The following is a 15,964-nucleotide window of genomic DNA, read 5'->3' on the forward strand; positions in this document are numbered from 1 at the left end:
TGCTCGGAGCGTGACCGACGCGACGCACGCCCCCGACGCCCCGCGCGGATCCGGCGCCCGCCCCGGCGCGGCCCTCGGCGACGGGGTCCGGCGCGGCCTCGACCGCGTCGGGATCCGCTCCGACGCCGGGCGCGACGCGGCCGCCGCCGTCGCCTGGGCCGTCGTCACCCTCGTGCTCCTCGCGGGCCTCCTCGCGCTCGCCTGGGCTGACGGCACGGCGCGCGGCATGTCGTCGGCGCAGGCGTGGCTCATCGGGATCCTCGCCGTCGCCCAGTGCGCGCCGCTCGCCGTCCGCCGCCGCCACCCGCGGGCCACGCTCCTCGCGGTGTCGGTGCTCCAGGCCGGGCTCGTCGCCGTGCTGCCGCCCGGCTTCGCGTTCTGGGCGGCGGCGCCCGTGGTCGCCGCCTACACGGTCGGCGTGCGGCTGCCCGTCGGGCCCACCGCGCGGATCGTCGCGGCGGCCCTCGGGATCGAGGCCGTCGGCGCCCTGTTCGCCGCGACTGGCCAGGTCCGCGCGGCGCTCGTGCCCGACGCCGTCCGCCTGCCGCTCGGCCTCCCCGTCGCGGTCGACGCGGCGTCGATCCTCGCCAGCGGGATCCTCATCGCGGTGGCCAGCGCCGCCGTCGGATCCTGGGTCGCGCTCCGCCGCCGCCACGACCGCGACGCGCTCGCCCGCGCCGTGGAGACCGTGGAGCACCAGGCCACCCTCACCCGCGCCGCGGTCGCCGCCGAGCGCACCCGCATGGCGCGCGAGCTGCACGACGTGGCCGCGCACCACCTCACGGCGCTCGTCGTGCAGGCGGGCGCCGCCGAGCGCCTCGTGGACATCGACCCGGAGCGGGCGCGGGCGTCGCTGCGGGGGATCCGCGTGCAGGGCCGGGAGACCCTCGACGCGCTCCGCTCCATCGTCGGGATCCTGCGGCAGACGGACGACGGCCCCACCGGATCCGGCCCCGGCGGCCCGGCCGGCGAGGTCCCCGTCCCGGGCCTCGCCGACGTCGACGGCCTCGTGCGCGCGGCCCGCGCCTCGGGAACCGCCGTGGAGGAGCGCGCGACCGGCGAGCTGCCGACCCTCGCGCCGCTCGCCGACGTCACCGCGTACCGCACGGTGCAGGAGTCGCTCGCGAACGCCCGGAGGCACGCCCCCGGATCCGCCGTGACCCTCACCACCGAGGCCGGTCCCGCCCGGCTCGTGCTCGTGGTCGAGAACCCGCTGCCGGCCGTCGCGCCCGCGGGTGCCCCGGGCTACGGCCTCGTCGGGATGCGCGAGCGGGCCGCGCTCGTGGGCGGGCGGCTGGAGGCGGGCCCCACCGCCTCCAGCACCTGGCGCGTGCGCCTGGAGCTCCCGGTCGAGCCCGTCGCCGCGGACGCGGGGGCCGGCGCGTGATCCGCGTGGTGCTGGTCGACGACCAGTCCATCGTGCGCGCGGGCTTCCGCGTCGTCCTCGAGACGGCCGGAGGCATCGAGGTGGTCGGCGAGGCGTCCGGCGGCCGCGAGGCGGTGGTGCTCGTCGGCCGCCTGGCGCCCGACGTCGTCGTGATGGACGTGCGCATGCCGGGCGGTGACGGCATCGAGGCGACCCGGGCGATCACCGGCGCGGACGGCGAGGCCCGCCCCGCGGACGACCGCCCCGGCCCCGCCGTCCTCGTCGCCACGACCTTCGACCTCGACGAGTACGTCTTCGGCGCGCTCGAGGCCGGCGCCCGCGGCTTCGTGCTCAAGGACGCGGAGCCGGACGAGTTCATCGCCGCCGTCCGCGCGCTCGCCGCGGGTCAGGCCGCGCTCGACGGCGTGACCACCCGCCGGGTCATGGCGGAGTTCACGCGCCGCCGCGCCGCGTCCGCCGTGCACCCCGGCGTCGACGTGCTCACGCCGCGCGAGCAGGACATCGTGCGGCTCCTCGGCGACGGCCTGTCGAACGACGAGATCGGCGGCCGCCTCGTGATCGAGACGAGCACGGTGAAGTCGCACCTGACCCGGATCATGACGAAGCTCGGCACGCGCGACCGCCTGCAGACGGTGGTCTGGGGCTACCGCTCCGGCCTCCTGCCCTGACCCGCTGTCCACCTTCCGTCCCGCGCGCGTCCACGCGACGCGCCGCCCGCTCCCAGCTCGATCGTGGTCTGATGGGGGCATGGAACCCATCTACACCGCTATCGCGCACGCCTCCGGCGGAGGACGCGACGGACATGTCCGCAGCGAGGACGACCGCATCGACTTCGACACCCGTCCCCCCAAGGAGATGGGCGGCTCGGGCGAGGGCACGAACCCCGAGCAGCTCTTCGCCGCCGGGTACAGCGCCTGCTTCCTGGGCGCCACCCACCTCGTCGGCAAGAACGCCGGCGTCGACACGAAGGACGCGGGCGTCTCGGCCAGCGTCTCCATCGGCGACAACGGATCCGGCGGCTTCGGCCTCGCGGTCGAGCTCGACGTCTACCTCCCGAACGTCGCGCCCGAGCGCCGCCAGGAGATCGCGGACGCGGCCCACCAGGTCTGCCCGTACTCCAACGCGACCCGCGGCAACATCGACGTGAAGATCTCCATCGTCGACTGATCCACCCGCACGATCCGCGAGGCGGGCGCCCCCGATGGGGACGCCCGCCTCCGTCGTCCCGGGTCCGATCGGTAGGGTCGAGGCATGCCTGAGAACACCGGCCCCGCAGGGGCTCCCCTCGACGACGACGCCCGGGACGCCCTCGAGGAGCTGGGGGAGATCCGCGGCAGCATCGACAACATCGACGCCGCCCTCGTCCACCTGCTGGCCGAGCGGTTCAAGTTCACGCAGTCCGTCGGCCGGCTCAAGGCCGCGCACGGCCTGCCCGCGGCGGATCCCGAGCGCGAGCGCCGCCAGATCCTCCGCCTCCGCGCGCTCGCCGAGGAGTCCCGCCTCGACCCGGCCTTCGCGGAGAAGTTCCTGAACTTCATCGTCGCCGAGGTCATCCACCACCACACGCGCATCGCGGACGCGCAGGACGTCGACACGAGCGCGGTCGCGCCCGAGGACGGCGGCCCGACGGCCTGACGCCGTCGGGTCCGCCCGCGCGGGCCGTCCGTGCGGATCGTCCGTGCGCGGGCCCGCCCGCCGCGTCAGGTCTCCGGGTACGTCTCCCGCAGCACGCGCTCCAGCAGCTCCGCCACCGCACCCGGGCCCGAGCGCTCCGCGACCGCCTCGACGCCCGCGTTGTAGTTCGTGTTCGTGTTCACGTCGTAGGTCACGAGCCGGCCGTCGGCGGTCTCGATGAACTCGATGCCCGCCACCTCGATCCCGAGCCCCGCGAGGAACGCCACGTAGCGCTCCACGAGCGGGTGCTCCGCGGTGACGTCCTCCCGCAGGGAGAAGATCGTGTCGCCCGGCTGCTGCGCGATGGTGGCCCCGGGCGGCATCACGAGCGCCCCGGTCGCCGGGTCGATCGCGCACGCGTCCGCGGGGCACAGCTGGTAGCCGCCGCGCGCGGTGTCGGCCTGGATCGCGTAGACGAAGCGCCCGCCCACGATCTCCACCCGCGTGACCCGCGGGGTCGCCGCCTCCAGGAACTCCTGCAGCAGCGTGATCCCGTCCTGCGGCTCCTCGAAGTCCGGCCCCTCCACGTAGGCGGCCAGCTCCTCGACGCTCTCGAACCGGCGGACGCCGAGGCCCTTGCCGCCCTGGTTGTGCTTGGTGATGAACGGCGTCGGGAGCCCCTGCGCCGCCTCGACGATGCGGTGGCTGCCCACCACCGCGCGCGTCCTGGGCACCTCGAGGCCCGCGGCCCGGAGCGCGGTGAGCTGGTCGACCTTGCTCACCTCGAGCTCGATGGTGCGGCGGCCGTTGACCGTGCGGCGGCCGTGCGCCTCGAGCCACGACATGAGCGCGCGCGTGTAGTCCTTGGAGAGCGCGTGGTCGCGCGTGTGGGCCGAGGCGCTGATCCTCGACCAGAAGATCCCCTCGGGCGGCGCCTCGTCGATCTCGAGCACGCCGTCGGTGAGGAGCCACTCCTCGTAGGGGACGCCGCGCGCGTCCAGCGCGGCGGCGAACGGCCCGAACCACTCGGGGTTCTCGTGGACGGCGTAGACCTTCGGCGGGGTGCTCATCCCCCCAGGCTACGAGGCCGGGGAGGCGGCGCCGTCCGCGTGACGCGCGGCGGCGAGGCGGGCCCCGCTCAGCTCAGCCGGACGAGCGCCTGCACGGGCAGGTGGTCGCTCATCATGCGGTCGCGCCAGGAGAAGTCGTTGATCGCGGCGGCGCGGACCTCGACGCGGTCGCCGACGAGGATCCAGTCGATGCGCGGGTCGCCGACCACGGGCCGCCGGTAGTCGGGGAACGTGCCGAAGGCCGGCGTGGCCTGGCGGGCGGTGTCGAGCCAGGAGTCGCGGAGCCCCGCCCGGCGGGTGAGCACGTCGTAGGGGAACGAGTCGACGGGCGCGTTGAAGTCGCCCATGAGGACGACGGGCAGGCCGGGGAAGCGCGTGCGGACCAGCTCGGCGATGGCCTCGGCGGACCGGTCGCGGGCCTCGGCCACGTCGTGGTCGAGGTGCGTCACGAGCACGACGAGCGGGTGGCCGGTGGCCTCGTCCTGGAAGCGGGCCCAGGTGAGGATCCGCGGCATGGGGTTGCCCCACGTCATGCTGCCGATCACGTCGGGGGTGTCCGAGAGCCACATCACGTCGTGCTCGAGGAGCGTGAGGCGGGAGGCCTGGTAGAAGATCGCACCGTGCTCGCCGTGGCTGCCGCCCTCGCGGCCCTGCCCGACCATGCGGTACGAGGGCGGGAGCGCCTTCTCGATCGCCTGGACCTGCGGCCACAGCGCCTCCTGCACGCCGAGCACCGTGGGGCGCTCCTGCTGGAGGAACCGGGTGAGCACCTCCTGGCGCTCCGGCCAGTGGTCGGCCTCGCCTTGGCGGGTGCCGTGCCACGGCATGCGCACGTTGAGGGAGATGAGGTGGAGGTCGTCGCCGGTCGTCGGGCCGATCGCGAGGGTCATGCCGACCATTCAACCCCGCCCGGCTGACCGCGAGGACCGCGGCGGCCTGATCCGGATCAGCAGCCGGGCGTGACGAGCGCCTTGACGAAGGCGCCGGTCTGGTACGTGTACTGCGAGACCCACTGGCGGAGGTCGAAGTCCACCGGGTCCTCGACCACCATGAGGTCGCCCTCGAAGCAGCGGTCGAAGATCAGCTGCGTGCGGGTCACGTGCGGGGTCCAGGTGATGACGATGGCGCTCGTCCACCCGTTCTCCTCGGACTTCTCCTTGAGGTAGCGGGCCTCGCCCTGCGTCGTGAAGGGCGAGGGGGTGTCGCAGGTGACGGGGTAGGGGAACTCGCCGTTGCAGGCCGCGAGCTCGCCGGCCGACTGCGGGCCGGTCGTCGGCACGGAGAAGACCACCGTGTCGGAGTAGCCCTCGTCGACGAGCTTCGCCGCGAGGTCGCGGCGCGTCGGGTTGGGCGGGCCGATCACGTAGATGACGTCGGCCTTGTCCGGCTGGCTGGCCGGCGGGAACACGAAGAGCGGGATCCCGGCGAGGAGCCAGGCGAGCAGGAGGACGAGGACGGCCAGGAGGCTGCCCACGATCCATCGGCGGATCCGGCCCGCTCGTCGCGGACGTGTGGTGGCGGTGCTGGGTGTCAACGTGTGCTCTCGGCCTGGAGGATCCGCGGGGGCGGCGTGCGGGCGTGCGGGGGCGGGTCGTCCCCCGGCGGCTCGTCGAGCCTACGGGGGTCGGGACACGGTGGCTAAGCCCCCATCCGGGGCGGGATCAGCCGGGGCGAAGGGTGGGGGATCAGCCGCCCGTGGAGCAGGGCACCTGGCTGATCTCGGACTCGAGCGGCCGGACGAGCGGCGTGTGCCGCACCTCCAGCGGCCCGGCGTCGTCGGAGGCGGGCATGGTGAAGGTGACCTCGACGGTCTTGGTGTCCTGCGGCGCGAGCTCGGTGCGGATGCGGATCATGCCCCGACCCATGTCGGTGCCGCGGGCCTCCTCGGTGGTGAGGTCGGCGTCGGTCGACCACTCCTCGACGGTGGACCCGACGGGCCCGTAGACGAGGAGGTCGTCGAACTGGCGTCCCTTGGCCTTGCCGTCGAGGCCCGTGACGTAGCGCGGGAGGCTCGTGGCGGCGTCGACCGGGGCGATGCTCGTCATGTCGACGGCGACCCGGTACGTGGTGGTGTCGCCGCACGTCTCGGCCTCGATGCGGGAGCCGGAGCGCAGGTAGTAGCTCATCTTGGATCCCGAGCCGATGTCGTTGAAGAACAGGCCGATGGAGGTCTGGTCCGCGTTGTCGTCCGGCAGCGCGCCGCTCAGCGGCCCGCCCTCGATGAGCTCCTGCTCCTCGGGGACGGTGCTCCACATGAGGAGGCGCCGCTCGTCGATCGCCTTGTCGAGCGCCTGCACGAGCGGGACGACGGGCGGGGTGTCGGTGACGAGCTTCGCGAAGATCGTGCCGGCCGCGCTCGCGAAGTAGCGGTCCTGCGCGAGGTAGTCGGGGTACTGGCTGTAGACCGCGCCGAGGAGCGTGGGCACGGCGTTCTCGGCGTCCAGCACGTCGCCGGTGGCCAGCGTGATCGGGCCGGTCGCCTGGAGCAGGTAGCTGAGCGCGATGGGGTCGAACGACAGGACGCCGTCCACGCGGTCGCCGAGGTACCGCTCCCAGTACGACTTGGCGAGGGCGCCGGAGGTGGGGAAGTCGGGGAACATCGTGATGTTCTGCTCGAACCGGTCGGCGCGCGGCTCGACGAGGCGCACGGTCTCGTCCGGGACCTCGCCCTGGCGCACGTTCCGCGGGAAGTCGTTGCTCGACGCCTGCTTCGCGATCCGCACGCTGCCGTCCTCGACGGTCAGCAGCACGAGCGCGGCCGGGTTGCCGCCCGTGGACCGGACTTCGGCGTTGTTCTGGAACATGAGCAGGTAGTTGCGGGGACCCTCGGCGCCGAGGAGGTCCGGGAGGATCCCCGTGACCTCGCGGAACGTGCCCGCCGTCTCCTCCGTGCTGGTGAGGGTCTCGTCCATGAGCGTCACGTCGTCGGCGACCTGCGCCCACAGCCGGTCGCGGTCGACCGTGTCGAGCTCGGCGCGCGCGCCGGCCAGGCCCTCCGAGGCGGTGTCGACGGTCTGCCCGAGGGAGCGGATCCCGTCGAGGTCGATGCGGCCGAGCACGGGCGTGAACGCGGAGAGCGAGACCTCGGTGGCCGGGGTGACGACGTCGGTCGCCAGCCGGTCGGAGGTGGCGGCCAGCACGCGGGCGGCGTGGAGGTTCGGGCCGACGACGGGGATCCACTCGTACGCGGCGAGGACGCCGTCGTCCGCGGCCTCGGCGGCCTTGGCGGTGTGGTCACGGAGCTCGGCGGCGCCCGCCTTCGCGGTGTCGACGTCGCCCGCGAGGAGCGCCGTCTGCACCTGGTCGGAGAGCGGGAGCGCCTCGCGGAGCTCGCCCTGCACGGTGTCGACGCGGGGGAGGATCAGCGCGGCGGAGACCGCGGTGCCGACCACGGCGACGCCGAGCACGCCGACGGGGATCCAGAGGCGCTTGCGCTTCCAGAGCGGGCGCCGCGTGCGGGAGGAGCCGCGGTCGGCACTGCGGTCGCCTCGGCCCGCGGGGCCGTCGGATCCGGCGATGAGGTCGTCGAAGCCCGTCACCGCTCGGGGGTCCAGGTCACGGCCGGCCGTCCGGCCGGGAACGCCCGGCCGTTGCCGATCGCGGGGCGGGCCTCGTCGGCGGTGCCGGCGTCAGGGCGCGCGCCCGCACCGACGAGCGCCTGCTCGCGGACGGCGGCGGACGCGGTCTCGTCGGGCAGGGGCACGGGCGCGCTGAGCGGCCCGGTGACCTGCTTGCGGGTGGAGGCGAACCAGAAGAACAGCACGAGGATCACGAGCGAGGCGATGCTCGTCGACATGCCCTGGTACGCGTCGCCGCGGATGAGGGAGAAGAGGTACGGGGTGACGACGACCGCGATCGCGGCGCCGAGCAGGCCCCGGCGGCGCATGCGGGAGCGGATGAACAGGCTCGCCACGAGGCCGAGGAGCGCGCCGACGGCGACGACCCCGGCGATCCCGAAGTTCGAGTACGCCTCGCCGATGGCCGAGAGGCTCGTCTCGACGCGGTTGACGCCGTAGAAGCGGGGCACGTACGTCGACGTGAACCACGTGTTGCCGCCGCCGAAGGGCTTGTCCTCCCAGAGGCCGCGGGGGACGAACCACGCGGGCACGGCGGCGTAGGTGGCACCCCACTGGTAGACGAAGTCGGGCAGCGCCGCGACCTCGTTGAGGCGGATGAGCACGTCGAACGGCCGCGTCTCGATGCCGCTGGTGAGGCGGTCGAGGAGCACGCCGATCGGGTCCTGCGTCAGGCGGTCGAGCGAGCGGCCGTTGTCGAAGGTGGACTCGCGGATGACGATCGAGTAGACCATCGCGACCACGGCCGTGATGCCGCCGATGAGGGCGATGCTGCGGAAGCGGAACGGCTTCGGGCCGATCTGCTTGAGGATCAGGAACGGCAGGAACACGCCGATGATGAGCGGGCCGCGGCCGCCGGCGGACCCGGCGCAGATCACGAGCACGACGACCGCGAGCAGGTTGACCCAGTTCCAGGCCTCGAGGCCCTTCTGGCGGCGGGCGAGCACGTTGTAGACGATCGCGATCTGCACGGGGATGTACGAGAGACCGATGAACGACTTGCCGGAGAGGAAGTCGCTCCGGTTCGCCAGTCCCGTCATGTACGCCTGGATGCCGCCGGAGCTGAGCACCAGGTACACGAGCAGGCCGAGCGCGATGACCGCGGAGATCACCACGAGCGCCTGCGACACCGACGTGTTGAACACGCGCTGCCACCGGACCTGGGTGTCCGGGTCGATGACGGCGGGGCCGCCGGCGAGGGCGTTCTGCTCGAGGGCCGCGGCGTCCTCGCCGCCGCGGGCGATGCGGCGGGCCTCGCGGGAGACCGAGTAGTAGTAGACGACGAAGAAGGCCGAGAAGAAGATCAGCGCCTCGATGAGGGCGGAGCTCGCGGCGAGCTGCAGCGTGGGGGAGAAGAAGCGCGTGTCGGCGATGGCGCCGGGGCTCGTCTCGCCGCTGTTCGCGACGGTGAGCGGGCGGAGCACGAAGAGGAGGAGGCCCGTGGCGGCGACGATGCCGCCGGGGGTCAGCGGGTCGCCGTTGGAGACGGTCTCCTTCACGAGCACGCCCACGAGCAGGACCGCGAGCACCGCGATCATGAACGGGTAGGAGAGCTCGTTGCCGAGGAGGGCCACGCCGCCGAGCGCGGCGAGGATGGTGAGGACCACGGCGGCCGCGAAGACCGCCGGGGTCGCTAGGCGGTACGTCGGACCCATGAAGTCATCTCCTCGAAAGCCGCGTCCAGGCGGGCGGTGGCGGCGACGAGAGCCGCCGCGGTGGTGGCCGCGGCGCCGGCGTCGGCCGGCCCAGCGATGGCGGTGCGGACCGCCTGGTCGAAGGACGGCTCCGTGCGCGTCCCGAACTCGGTGACGAACGCGCCGACCTTGGTGGCCCCGCCGACCGCGACCACGGGCGTCCTCAGCATCGTACCCAGGTACATGGCGTGCATGCGAGAGGCGACGATCACCTCGCGGTCCGCCATGATCTCGGCCGCACGGCGCCAGCCGTGGTCGCCGGGCTCGGTGACGAGCCGGGCGCGGACCTCGGGCCGGAGCGCGCCGACGTCGGAGTCGTCGCCCTGGTCCATCGAGACGAACACGACCTCGCCGAAGCGCTCCTCGAGCGCCCGGACGTCCGCGAGCGTGGCCTGCGGGGAGTGCTTCGCGTTCAGCGCGACGACGGCGCCGCGTCGGCGGTCGGCCGGTGCGGCCAGCTCGGCGAGCTCCGGGGCGGCGAAGAGGCTGACGTCGGCGGCCACCTCGACGGGGAGCCGCGAGTAGCCGGCGGCGCGGCCGGCGGAGGCGGGGTCGCGGGTCCAGACGCGCGTGGCGTCGAGGCCCGCGCGGAGGGCGAGGCGCGCGCGGCGGCGGCTGACGGGATCCGCGCCCACGCCGAAGACGGCGAGCGGCGTGCGGCTGGTGCGGGCGAGGAGGCCGGTGACGGCCATGAGGCGGGGGAGACCCGCGAAGGGCCGGCCCGGCTGGTCGTCGGCGAGCAGCGTGCCGCCGCCGACGACGACCGCGTCGACCTGGCGCACCAGGTCGGCGAGGGGGCGGACGCCAGAGACGCGGGCGCGCTCCTCGGTGGAGTCACGGCGCGCGGTCTGGCCGAAGTCGGCGACCACGGTCTCGTGGCCGGCCCGGCGGAGTCGCTCGGAGAGCGCGTCGGTGAGGAAGGCGTCGCCGAGGTTCTGCGGGTGGCCGGACGCGAGGGTGCGGTCGGCGGAGACGATGAGGATCCTCATGCGACGTCCTTCCTGCGGTTGCGGATGAGGAGCGCGGCGATGGCGGCGCTCAGGACGAGCTCGCTGACGAGCGTGACGCCGGCGAGGAGGACGGTGCCGGCGGTGAGGCAGGCGACGAGCGTGAGGACCACGGCGACGACGCCCGTGACGATGGTGGCGGTGAGCCGCACGCGGATGAGGCCGGAGCCCATCGCATACGCCATGAGCGCGTAGTTGCCGAACTTCGGGGCGACCGAGAGGAGGATCACGAGGAACACGACCTGGTCGAACGCGTCGCCGCCGAAGACCTGCTCGACGGGCTCGCGGATCAACGCGATGATCCCGGCGAGCACGAGGCCGCCGAGCGCGAACCGCCACCAGTAGGCGCGGGCCGAGCGGCCGGCCGTGCGGATGCGGGGGATCAGCTGCTGCGAGAGCGTGGCCGGCACGACCTCGAGCGGCTGCACGACGCGGTAGGCGAGCGCGAGCGGCGTGACCGCGTCGACGCCGAGGATCGCCGTGCCGAGCACGAGCGGCGCCTGCGAGTAGAGGGCGCTCAGCGATCCCGACAGCCCGAACTCCAGGATCTGCGGGAAGACGCGCACGGGCTCGTCGCTCGTGGTCGCGAGGCCGCGGCGGACGGCGACCCATGTGCCCGCGGTGACGACGAGCGAGACGACGGGGAAGGCGAGGAGCACGAGGATCTCGGGCACGAGCACCGCGATCACCAGCGGCACGGCCTTCAGCACCACGAGCGCGAGGTCGGGGAAGGCGTAGGACGCGTCGCGACGGCCGACGAGCAGGGGCGCGCGGATCGTGCGGGTGAGCGAGTCGAGCACCTGGCTGACGCCGAGCGCGACGAGCAGCAGCACGGCCTCGCCGGGGATCGTCGAGGCGGCCGCGACCGTGAGCACCACCGCGATGGCCGCGCCCAGCGATCCGAGGCCCAGGTGGAAGGCCACCGCGCGCGCGTGCACGCCGCGGGTGAGGCGCGTGCGCGGCAGCGACAGCAGGAAGTTCGCGGCGCCCGAGTCGGTGATGATCGCGAACGAGCTGAGGAGCGCGAACCCGGTCACGAGCGCGTTGCCGGCCGACCCCTCGGACAGGCGCGTGAGGACCACGAGCAGCACCAGCTGGAGCACGCGCGTGAGCCCTGCCGCGCCCGTGGGGAGCAGCAGTCCGAGACGACGGATCATCGGGTCCCGATGCTCTGGTAGGCGTCGTGCACCGTGCGCGCGCTCGTGCGCCAGTCGAAGCGCGAGGTGACGGCGCGGCGGATGCGCGCGGCCTCCTCGTCGCCGAGCGGGTCGGCGCCGGCGAGCCGGGCCAGCGCCTCGGTGATGGCGGACGTGTCGGCGGGGGAGAAGTACGTCGCGTCGTCGCCGCAGATCCAGTGGAAGACGGGGATGTCCGAGACGGCGAGGCGGGCGCCGGCGACCATGGCCTCCACGAGCGGCAGGCCGAAGCCCTCCGCGAGGCTCGGGAAGACGACGCCGCGGGACGCCGCGTAGAGCACGGCGAGCTCGTCGTCGGTCACGTAGCCGGCCAGCTTTATGTCGTCCGACTCCGCCATGTCGACGTCGCCGAACACGGCGCTCTTGGCGCCGACGAGCACGAGCGGTGCGGCGGCGCGGGTCTCCTCGGGCAGCGCGAGGTACGCCTCGGTGAGGCGCTTGAGGTTCTTGCGCGGATCCATGCTGCCGACCGCGAGCAGGTACCCGCCGTCGCTGACGCCGAACTTCTCGAGCACGCGCGTGCGCTCCTCGGCGCCGCGCGGCTCGCCGAAGACGGGGCTCGGCGCGTTGGGCGCGACGACGACGGGCGCGCTGGAGAGGCCGAGCTCGCGCACCTGCTCGGCGACGGGCTCGCTCACGGTGACGATGACGCGCGCGTCGCGCAGGTTCGCCTTGAGCAGGGGCACGTGGGTCACGACGTACTCGCGGCTGTACCACTCGGGGTTCGTGAGCACGAAGAGGTCGTGCACGACCACGATGTGGCGGCGGTGCACGAGCGGCGCGCGGCTCGTGAGCGACAGGAGCACGTCCTGGCGCGTGAGCCACGGCAGGGTCGTCTGCACCCAGAGCCAGCTGCGCGCACCGGACGAGGCGATGCGCGACGACGGGGTGGCGCGCGTGACGCCCTCCTTGCCGTCGAGCGCGCGGGCGATCTCCACCGCGTAGCGCTGCTGGCCGGTGATCCGCTGCCCCGCGTAGGCCTCATTGACGACGAGCCGGCGCATCAGGCGGCCACCCCGTCGAGCCGGGAGCCGTCGTGGCGGACCCAGGAGGCGATGCGGCGCTCGAACACGGACGCGTCGAAGTCGGCGGAGCGGCGGACGCTGTCGGCCGGGTCGAGCGCGGCCGCGCGGGCCACGGCGTCGGCGAGGCCGGAGCCGTCCCAGTCGTGCACGTGCACGCCCGTGACGCCGTCGACGACGCTCTCGGTCGCGCCGCCCACGTCGCTGACGAGCACACGCGCGCCCGCGGCCATCGCCTCCACGGGCATGATCCCGAAGTCCTCGACCGCGGGGAACACGTACGCGAGCGAGCGCTGGTAGAGCGTGTAGAGCAGGGCGTCCGAGGGACGCGGGATGACGGTGACGGGCACGGTCGCGGCCGCAGCCTGCGCCCGCAGCTCCTCGGCGAGCGGGCCGGACCCGGCGAGCACGACGGGCACGCCCGCGGCCTCGCCCGCGCGGATCGCGAGGTCGAGGCGCTTGTACGGCACGAAGCGGCTGGCGCCGAGGAGGAACGACTCCGGCAGGGACGCGGCGAGGGCGGCGTCGGATCCGGTGAGGGCGTCCTCCCACGAGGGGGTCGCGCGGATCGCGGTCGCGTCCACGGGCGGGTGGATCACCTGCGCGTCCACGTCCCACGCGGCGCGGATGCGGGCCTGCACGAACGCGCTGTTCGCCGCGAAGTCGGCGTGCGACGCCTGCGCGCGCCGGCGGTCGAGCGCCCGGAGCGGGGGAGCGGCGGCCTTGACGAGCGGGTTGGCGCCGCGCTGGTCGAGGTCCGGCGTCCAGAGGTAGCGGGCGGGGCTGTGCACGTAGACGTGCTGCCGGGTCGCGTGGTCGCCGTGGCCGAGGTGGTGCGCGAACAGGTGCGAGCTCGACAGCGTCCACTCGTACGCGTCGAGGTCGAGCGAGCTCCAGGTGAGCGGCATGAACGGCAGCGCGAGGGGCTTCCGCTTCCGGAGCGGCGTGCGGGCGATCCAGCTCTCCCGCACCGGGCGGTCGCCGTAGCGGCCCGGGTCGTCGTTCCAGAGCGTGAAGAGGTCGGCGTCGGGGAAGGCGTGCGCGAACGCGTCGAACACCTTCTCGGATCCGCCGGACTTCTCGATCCACTCCTGGACCAGCAGCCCGCCCATCAGACGGCCCCGTCCGCGCCGAAGACGGCCTTGAACGTGCGCGCGAGGATGATGATGTCGCCCGTGAGCGACCAGTTCTCGACGTAGTAGAGGTCGAGGCGGATGGCGTCCTCCCACGAGAGCGACGAGCGCCCGGAGACCTGCCAGAGGCCGGACATGCCGGGCTTGATGAGGAGGCGGCGGCGGGCGGCGCTGTCGTACAGCGCGACCTCGCCCTCGCGCTGCGGGCGCGGGCCGATGAGGCTCATGGAGCCGAGGAGCACGTTGAGGAACTGCGGCAGCTCGTCGAGCGAGTAGCGGCGGAGGACGGCGCCGACCTTGGTGATGCGCGGGTCGTCCGTGACCTTGAACAGCGGGGTGTCCGCCGTGCCCTGCTGCTCGAGCAGCGCGAAGAGCTCGGCGTCGGCGTTCATGCGCATCGACCGGAACTTCAGCATGTGGAACGGCTGGCCGTTGAGGCCGATGCGCTCCTGCTTGTAGAAGACGTCGCCCGTGCTCGTGGCCTTGATGAGGATCGCGAGGATCAGGAACACGGGGCTCAGCACGATGAGCGTGATGCCCGACACGACGATGTCGAACAGGCGCTTGGAGAGGAGCTTCCGGCCCTCGAAGCGCGGCGTCTCGACGTGGATGAGGGGGAGGCCCGCGACGGGGCGCGTGTGGATGCGGGGGCCGCCGATGTCGGTGAGGCCGGGGGCCATGACGAGGTGGTGGCGGCCGGGCTCGAGCGACCAGCTGAGCTCGCGGATCCGCTCCGGCGGCAGCTCGTCGCTGGACGTGAGCACGAGGGTGTCGGCGCCGAGCCGCTCGAGCTCGGCGAGCGCGTCGTCCGCGTTCCCGACCACGGGCACGTCGAGGCCCGGGAGGCGCGACGGCCGCGCGTCACCGGTGAGGCACGCGCCCACGACGCGGTAGCCGGCCTTGGGGGCGCGGGCGAGGGTCGTGGCGGTGTGGGTGGTGCTCTCGAGGGAGCCGACCAGGAGGATCAGCGAGGAGAACTCGCCGCGGCGGCGCTGGGCCGACAGCCACACGCGCCAGAGCGCGCGCGACAGGAGCAGCAGCACGAGGCCGAGCGGCAGGCCCGTGATGATGTAGCCGCGCGCCAGGTCGATCTTCACGAGGAAGGCGACGATGGCGATGATGCCGAAGAGCCGGAGCGTCGCGTCGGCGACCTGCTTGTACTCCTGCGTGCCCGTGCCGACGATGCGGTAGTCGCGCGTGCTGTAGACGCTCAGCACGAACAGCCACGCGAGGATCAGCACGACGGAGACCATCGTGTAGGTCACCGCCACGTCGGGCGCGTTGCCGCCGAGGTCGACCGTGCCGGCCGTGCTCCCGAACCACAGGAACTGGACGCCGAAGGTCGTCAGGATGATGACGATCGCGTCGCTCAGCGCCAGGCGCCGGGCGTAGACGACCCGCCAGCGCGAGCCCTCCTGGGCCTCGTCCGTGCGTCGTGTCTGTTGCGTGTCCACTGGTCCCCCGGGGCGTGCGGCTCCCGATCGGGAGCCGGTCGTGGCTGATGGAGCGCGGTGCGCTCGCGTGTGCGGTGGCGGGCTGGTAGGTCAGCCCCGCGAGCGGGGCGCGTCGGTGCGGGTCACGGCCCGCACCGACTCGAGGATCGTCTCGATGGCTCCGCCGGCCTGCTCCCCCGAGGCGTCGTAGGTGGCCTGCGAGCGGCGGTAGGGGTCGACCACGTCGTAGTCGTCCTCGTGGGCGGGCGGGCGGGTCACGCCGCGCTGCGCCGCGACGAGCGGGATGAGCGCCCGCAGCTGCGCCGGCACGTCGCCGTCGCAGGCGATGTGCTTCTCGTCGCCCGACACCTCGACCAGGTGCTCGAAGAGCGCCGCGAACTCGCGGATGGTGAAGGTGAAGCGGTTGGCGCGGGGCACCGCGCGCACGACGGCGCTGCGGTGCTCGCGCGCCATCGTGAGCACGAGGTCGACGCCCTGGATGATGCCGGGCGTCAGGTACCTGGCCTCGTGCCCGCTCGGGTCCCCGCCGTACCGCACGGAGAGCTCCGCGGCCTGCTCGGGCATCCGCTGCCCCTCGGCCGCGATCGTGCCAGCGCTCGAGAAGCGCACGACCGAGTCGGCCTCGCCCGCGTCGCCGCCGAAGATGGCCCGGACGCGTGCGCGCAGGACCTGCTCGGCGAGGGCGGAGCGGCAGATGTTGCCCGAGCAGACGAACAGGACGCGGAACGAGCCGTCGTCGACGCTCGCGGAAGATGCGTCGCCGAGGGCCGCGCGTGCGGCCCTGCGGCTCGTGGGGGGGAGTTCCGACATGG

General features: G+C 73.7%; 15 protein-coding genes. 4 read left to right on the top strand and 11 right to left on the bottom strand.

What is annotated here, in order from left to right:
* Positions 1-10: 10 nt before the first annotated feature.
* From ACT7CP_RS03285 to ACT7CP_RS03300, 4 genes are all read left to right on the top strand, one after another.
* A complete protein-coding gene (locus ACT7CP_RS03285; RefSeq protein ID WP_445443361.1) occupies positions 11-1,387 on the top strand; it encodes a sensor histidine kinase in 1,377 nt (458 codons plus the stop codon).
* Entirely contained in the window at positions 1,384-2,055 is a 672-nt protein-coding gene (locus ACT7CP_RS03290) for a response regulator (RefSeq protein WP_445443362.1), read from the top strand. The genes ACT7CP_RS03285 and ACT7CP_RS03290 overlap by 4 nt, the downstream gene beginning before the upstream one ends.
* Positions 2,056-2,134: 79 nt before the next feature.
* On the top strand, positions 2,135-2,554 hold the full coding sequence (locus tag ACT7CP_RS03295) for an organic hydroperoxide resistance protein (RefSeq protein WP_307503537.1): 420 nt from the start codon (positions 2,135-2,137) through the stop codon (positions 2,552-2,554).
* A gap of 84 nt (positions 2,555-2,638) precedes the next feature.
* Entirely contained in the window at positions 2,639-3,022 is a 384-nt protein-coding gene (locus ACT7CP_RS03300; RefSeq protein ID WP_413962458.1) for a chorismate mutase, read from the top strand.
* Between the two features lie 65 nt (positions 3,023-3,087).
* Here the strand turns inward: ACT7CP_RS03300 and ACT7CP_RS03305 are convergent, their stop codons facing one another.
* The 11 genes from ACT7CP_RS03305 to ACT7CP_RS03355 all read right to left on the bottom strand — a co-directional run bounded on the left by ACT7CP_RS03305 (position 3,088) and on the right by ACT7CP_RS03355 (position 15,962).
* Positions 3,088-4,071: an ATP-grasp domain-containing protein gene (locus ACT7CP_RS03305; RefSeq protein ID WP_445443363.1), complete on the bottom strand. Its 984-nt coding sequence runs from the start codon at positions 4,069-4,071 to the stop codon at positions 3,088-3,090.
* A 68-nt stretch (positions 4,072-4,139) separates the two neighbouring features.
* Positions 4,140-4,961 (bottom strand): endonuclease/exonuclease/phosphatase family protein, encoded by an 822-nt coding sequence (locus ACT7CP_RS03310; protein WP_445443364.1) that lies wholly within the window; start codon positions 4,959-4,961, stop codon positions 4,140-4,142.
* Positions 4,962-5,017: 56 nt separating this feature from the next.
* Positions 5,018-5,545 (bottom strand): YdcF family protein, encoded by a 528-nt coding sequence (locus ACT7CP_RS03315; RefSeq protein ID WP_413962461.1) that lies wholly within the window; start codon positions 5,543-5,545, stop codon positions 5,018-5,020.
* A gap of 211 nt (positions 5,546-5,756) precedes the next feature.
* Positions 5,757-7,610: a DUF4012 domain-containing protein gene (locus ACT7CP_RS03320; protein WP_445443365.1), complete on the bottom strand. Its 1,854-nt coding sequence runs from the start codon at positions 7,608-7,610 to the stop codon at positions 5,757-5,759.
* The gene (locus ACT7CP_RS03325) at positions 7,607-9,301 is read right to left on the bottom strand and encodes an O-antigen polymerase (protein WP_445443366.1); all 1,695 of its coding nucleotides are present in this window, start codon (positions 9,299-9,301) and stop codon (positions 7,607-7,609) included. The genes ACT7CP_RS03320 and ACT7CP_RS03325 overlap by 4 nt, the downstream gene beginning before the upstream one ends.
* Positions 9,280-10,329 (bottom strand): polysaccharide pyruvyl transferase family protein, encoded by a 1,050-nt coding sequence (locus ACT7CP_RS03330; protein ID WP_445443367.1) that lies wholly within the window; start codon positions 10,327-10,329, stop codon positions 9,280-9,282. The genes ACT7CP_RS03325 and ACT7CP_RS03330 overlap by 22 nt, the downstream gene beginning before the upstream one ends.
* Positions 10,326-11,504 carry a polysaccharide transporter gene (locus ACT7CP_RS03335; RefSeq protein ID WP_445443368.1) on the bottom strand — a complete coding sequence of 393 codons (1,179 nt, stop codon included), beginning with the start codon at positions 11,502-11,504 and terminating at the stop codon, positions 10,326-10,328. The genes ACT7CP_RS03330 and ACT7CP_RS03335 overlap by 4 nt, the downstream gene beginning before the upstream one ends.
* A complete protein-coding gene (locus tag ACT7CP_RS03340) occupies positions 11,501-12,547 on the bottom strand; it encodes a glycosyltransferase family 4 protein (protein WP_445443369.1) in 1,047 nt (348 codons plus the stop codon). The genes ACT7CP_RS03335 and ACT7CP_RS03340 overlap by 4 nt, the downstream gene beginning before the upstream one ends.
* Positions 12,547-13,677, bottom strand: coding sequence for a glycosyltransferase (locus ACT7CP_RS03345; protein ID WP_445443370.1), 1,131 nt, complete (start codon positions 13,675-13,677; stop codon positions 12,547-12,549). Before ACT7CP_RS03345 ends, ACT7CP_RS03340 begins: the two co-directional genes overlap by 1 nt.
* A complete protein-coding gene (locus ACT7CP_RS03350; protein WP_413962468.1) occupies positions 13,677-15,152 on the bottom strand; it encodes a sugar transferase in 1,476 nt (491 codons plus the stop codon). The genes ACT7CP_RS03345 and ACT7CP_RS03350 overlap by 1 nt, the downstream gene beginning before the upstream one ends.
* Before the next feature lie 90 nt (positions 15,153-15,242).
* Complete coding sequence (locus ACT7CP_RS03355; RefSeq protein ID WP_445443371.1) at positions 15,243-15,962, bottom strand: arsenate reductase/protein-tyrosine-phosphatase family protein; 720 nt, start codon at positions 15,960-15,962, stop codon at positions 15,243-15,245.
* Positions 15,963-15,964: the final 2 nt, after the last annotated feature.

Source organism: Clavibacter rahimiani, assembly GCF_052654495.1.

Bases quoted from the DNA above. Each gene is read 5' to 3' on its own strand.
- ACT7CP_RS03340 (WP_445443369.1), bottom strand. From the start codon at position 12,547: ATGCGCCGGCTCGTCGTCAATGAGGCCTACGCGGGGCAGCGGATCACC.
- ACT7CP_RS03330 (WP_445443367.1), bottom strand. From the start codon at position 10,329: ATGAGGATCCTCATCGTCTCCGCCGACCGCACCCTCGCGTCCGGCCAC.
- ACT7CP_RS03310 (WP_445443364.1), bottom strand. From the start codon at position 4,961: ATGACCCTCGCGATCGGCCCGACGACCGGCGACGACCTCCACCTCATC.
- ACT7CP_RS03335 (WP_445443368.1), bottom strand. From the start codon at position 11,504: ATGATCCGTCGTCTCGGACTGCTGCTCCCCACGGGCGCGGCAGGGCTC.
- ACT7CP_RS03295 (WP_307503537.1), top strand. From the start codon at position 2,135: ATGGAACCCATCTACACCGCTATCGCGCACGCCTCCGGCGGAGGACGC.
- ACT7CP_RS03325 (WP_445443366.1), bottom strand. From the start codon at position 9,301: ATGGGTCCGACGTACCGCCTAGCGACCCCGGCGGTCTTCGCGGCCGCC.
- ACT7CP_RS03300 (WP_413962458.1), top strand. From the start codon at position 2,639: ATGCCTGAGAACACCGGCCCCGCAGGGGCTCCCCTCGACGACGACGCC.
- ACT7CP_RS03345 (WP_445443370.1), bottom strand. From the start codon at position 13,677: ATGGGCGGGCTGCTGGTCCAGGAGTGGATCGAGAAGTCCGGCGGATCC.
- ACT7CP_RS03355 (WP_445443371.1), bottom strand. From the start codon at position 15,962: ATGTCGGAACTCCCCCCCACGAGCCGCAGGGCCGCACGCGCGGCCCTC.
- ACT7CP_RS03305 (WP_445443363.1), bottom strand. From the start codon at position 4,071: ATGAGCACCCCGCCGAAGGTCTACGCCGTCCACGAGAACCCCGAGTGG.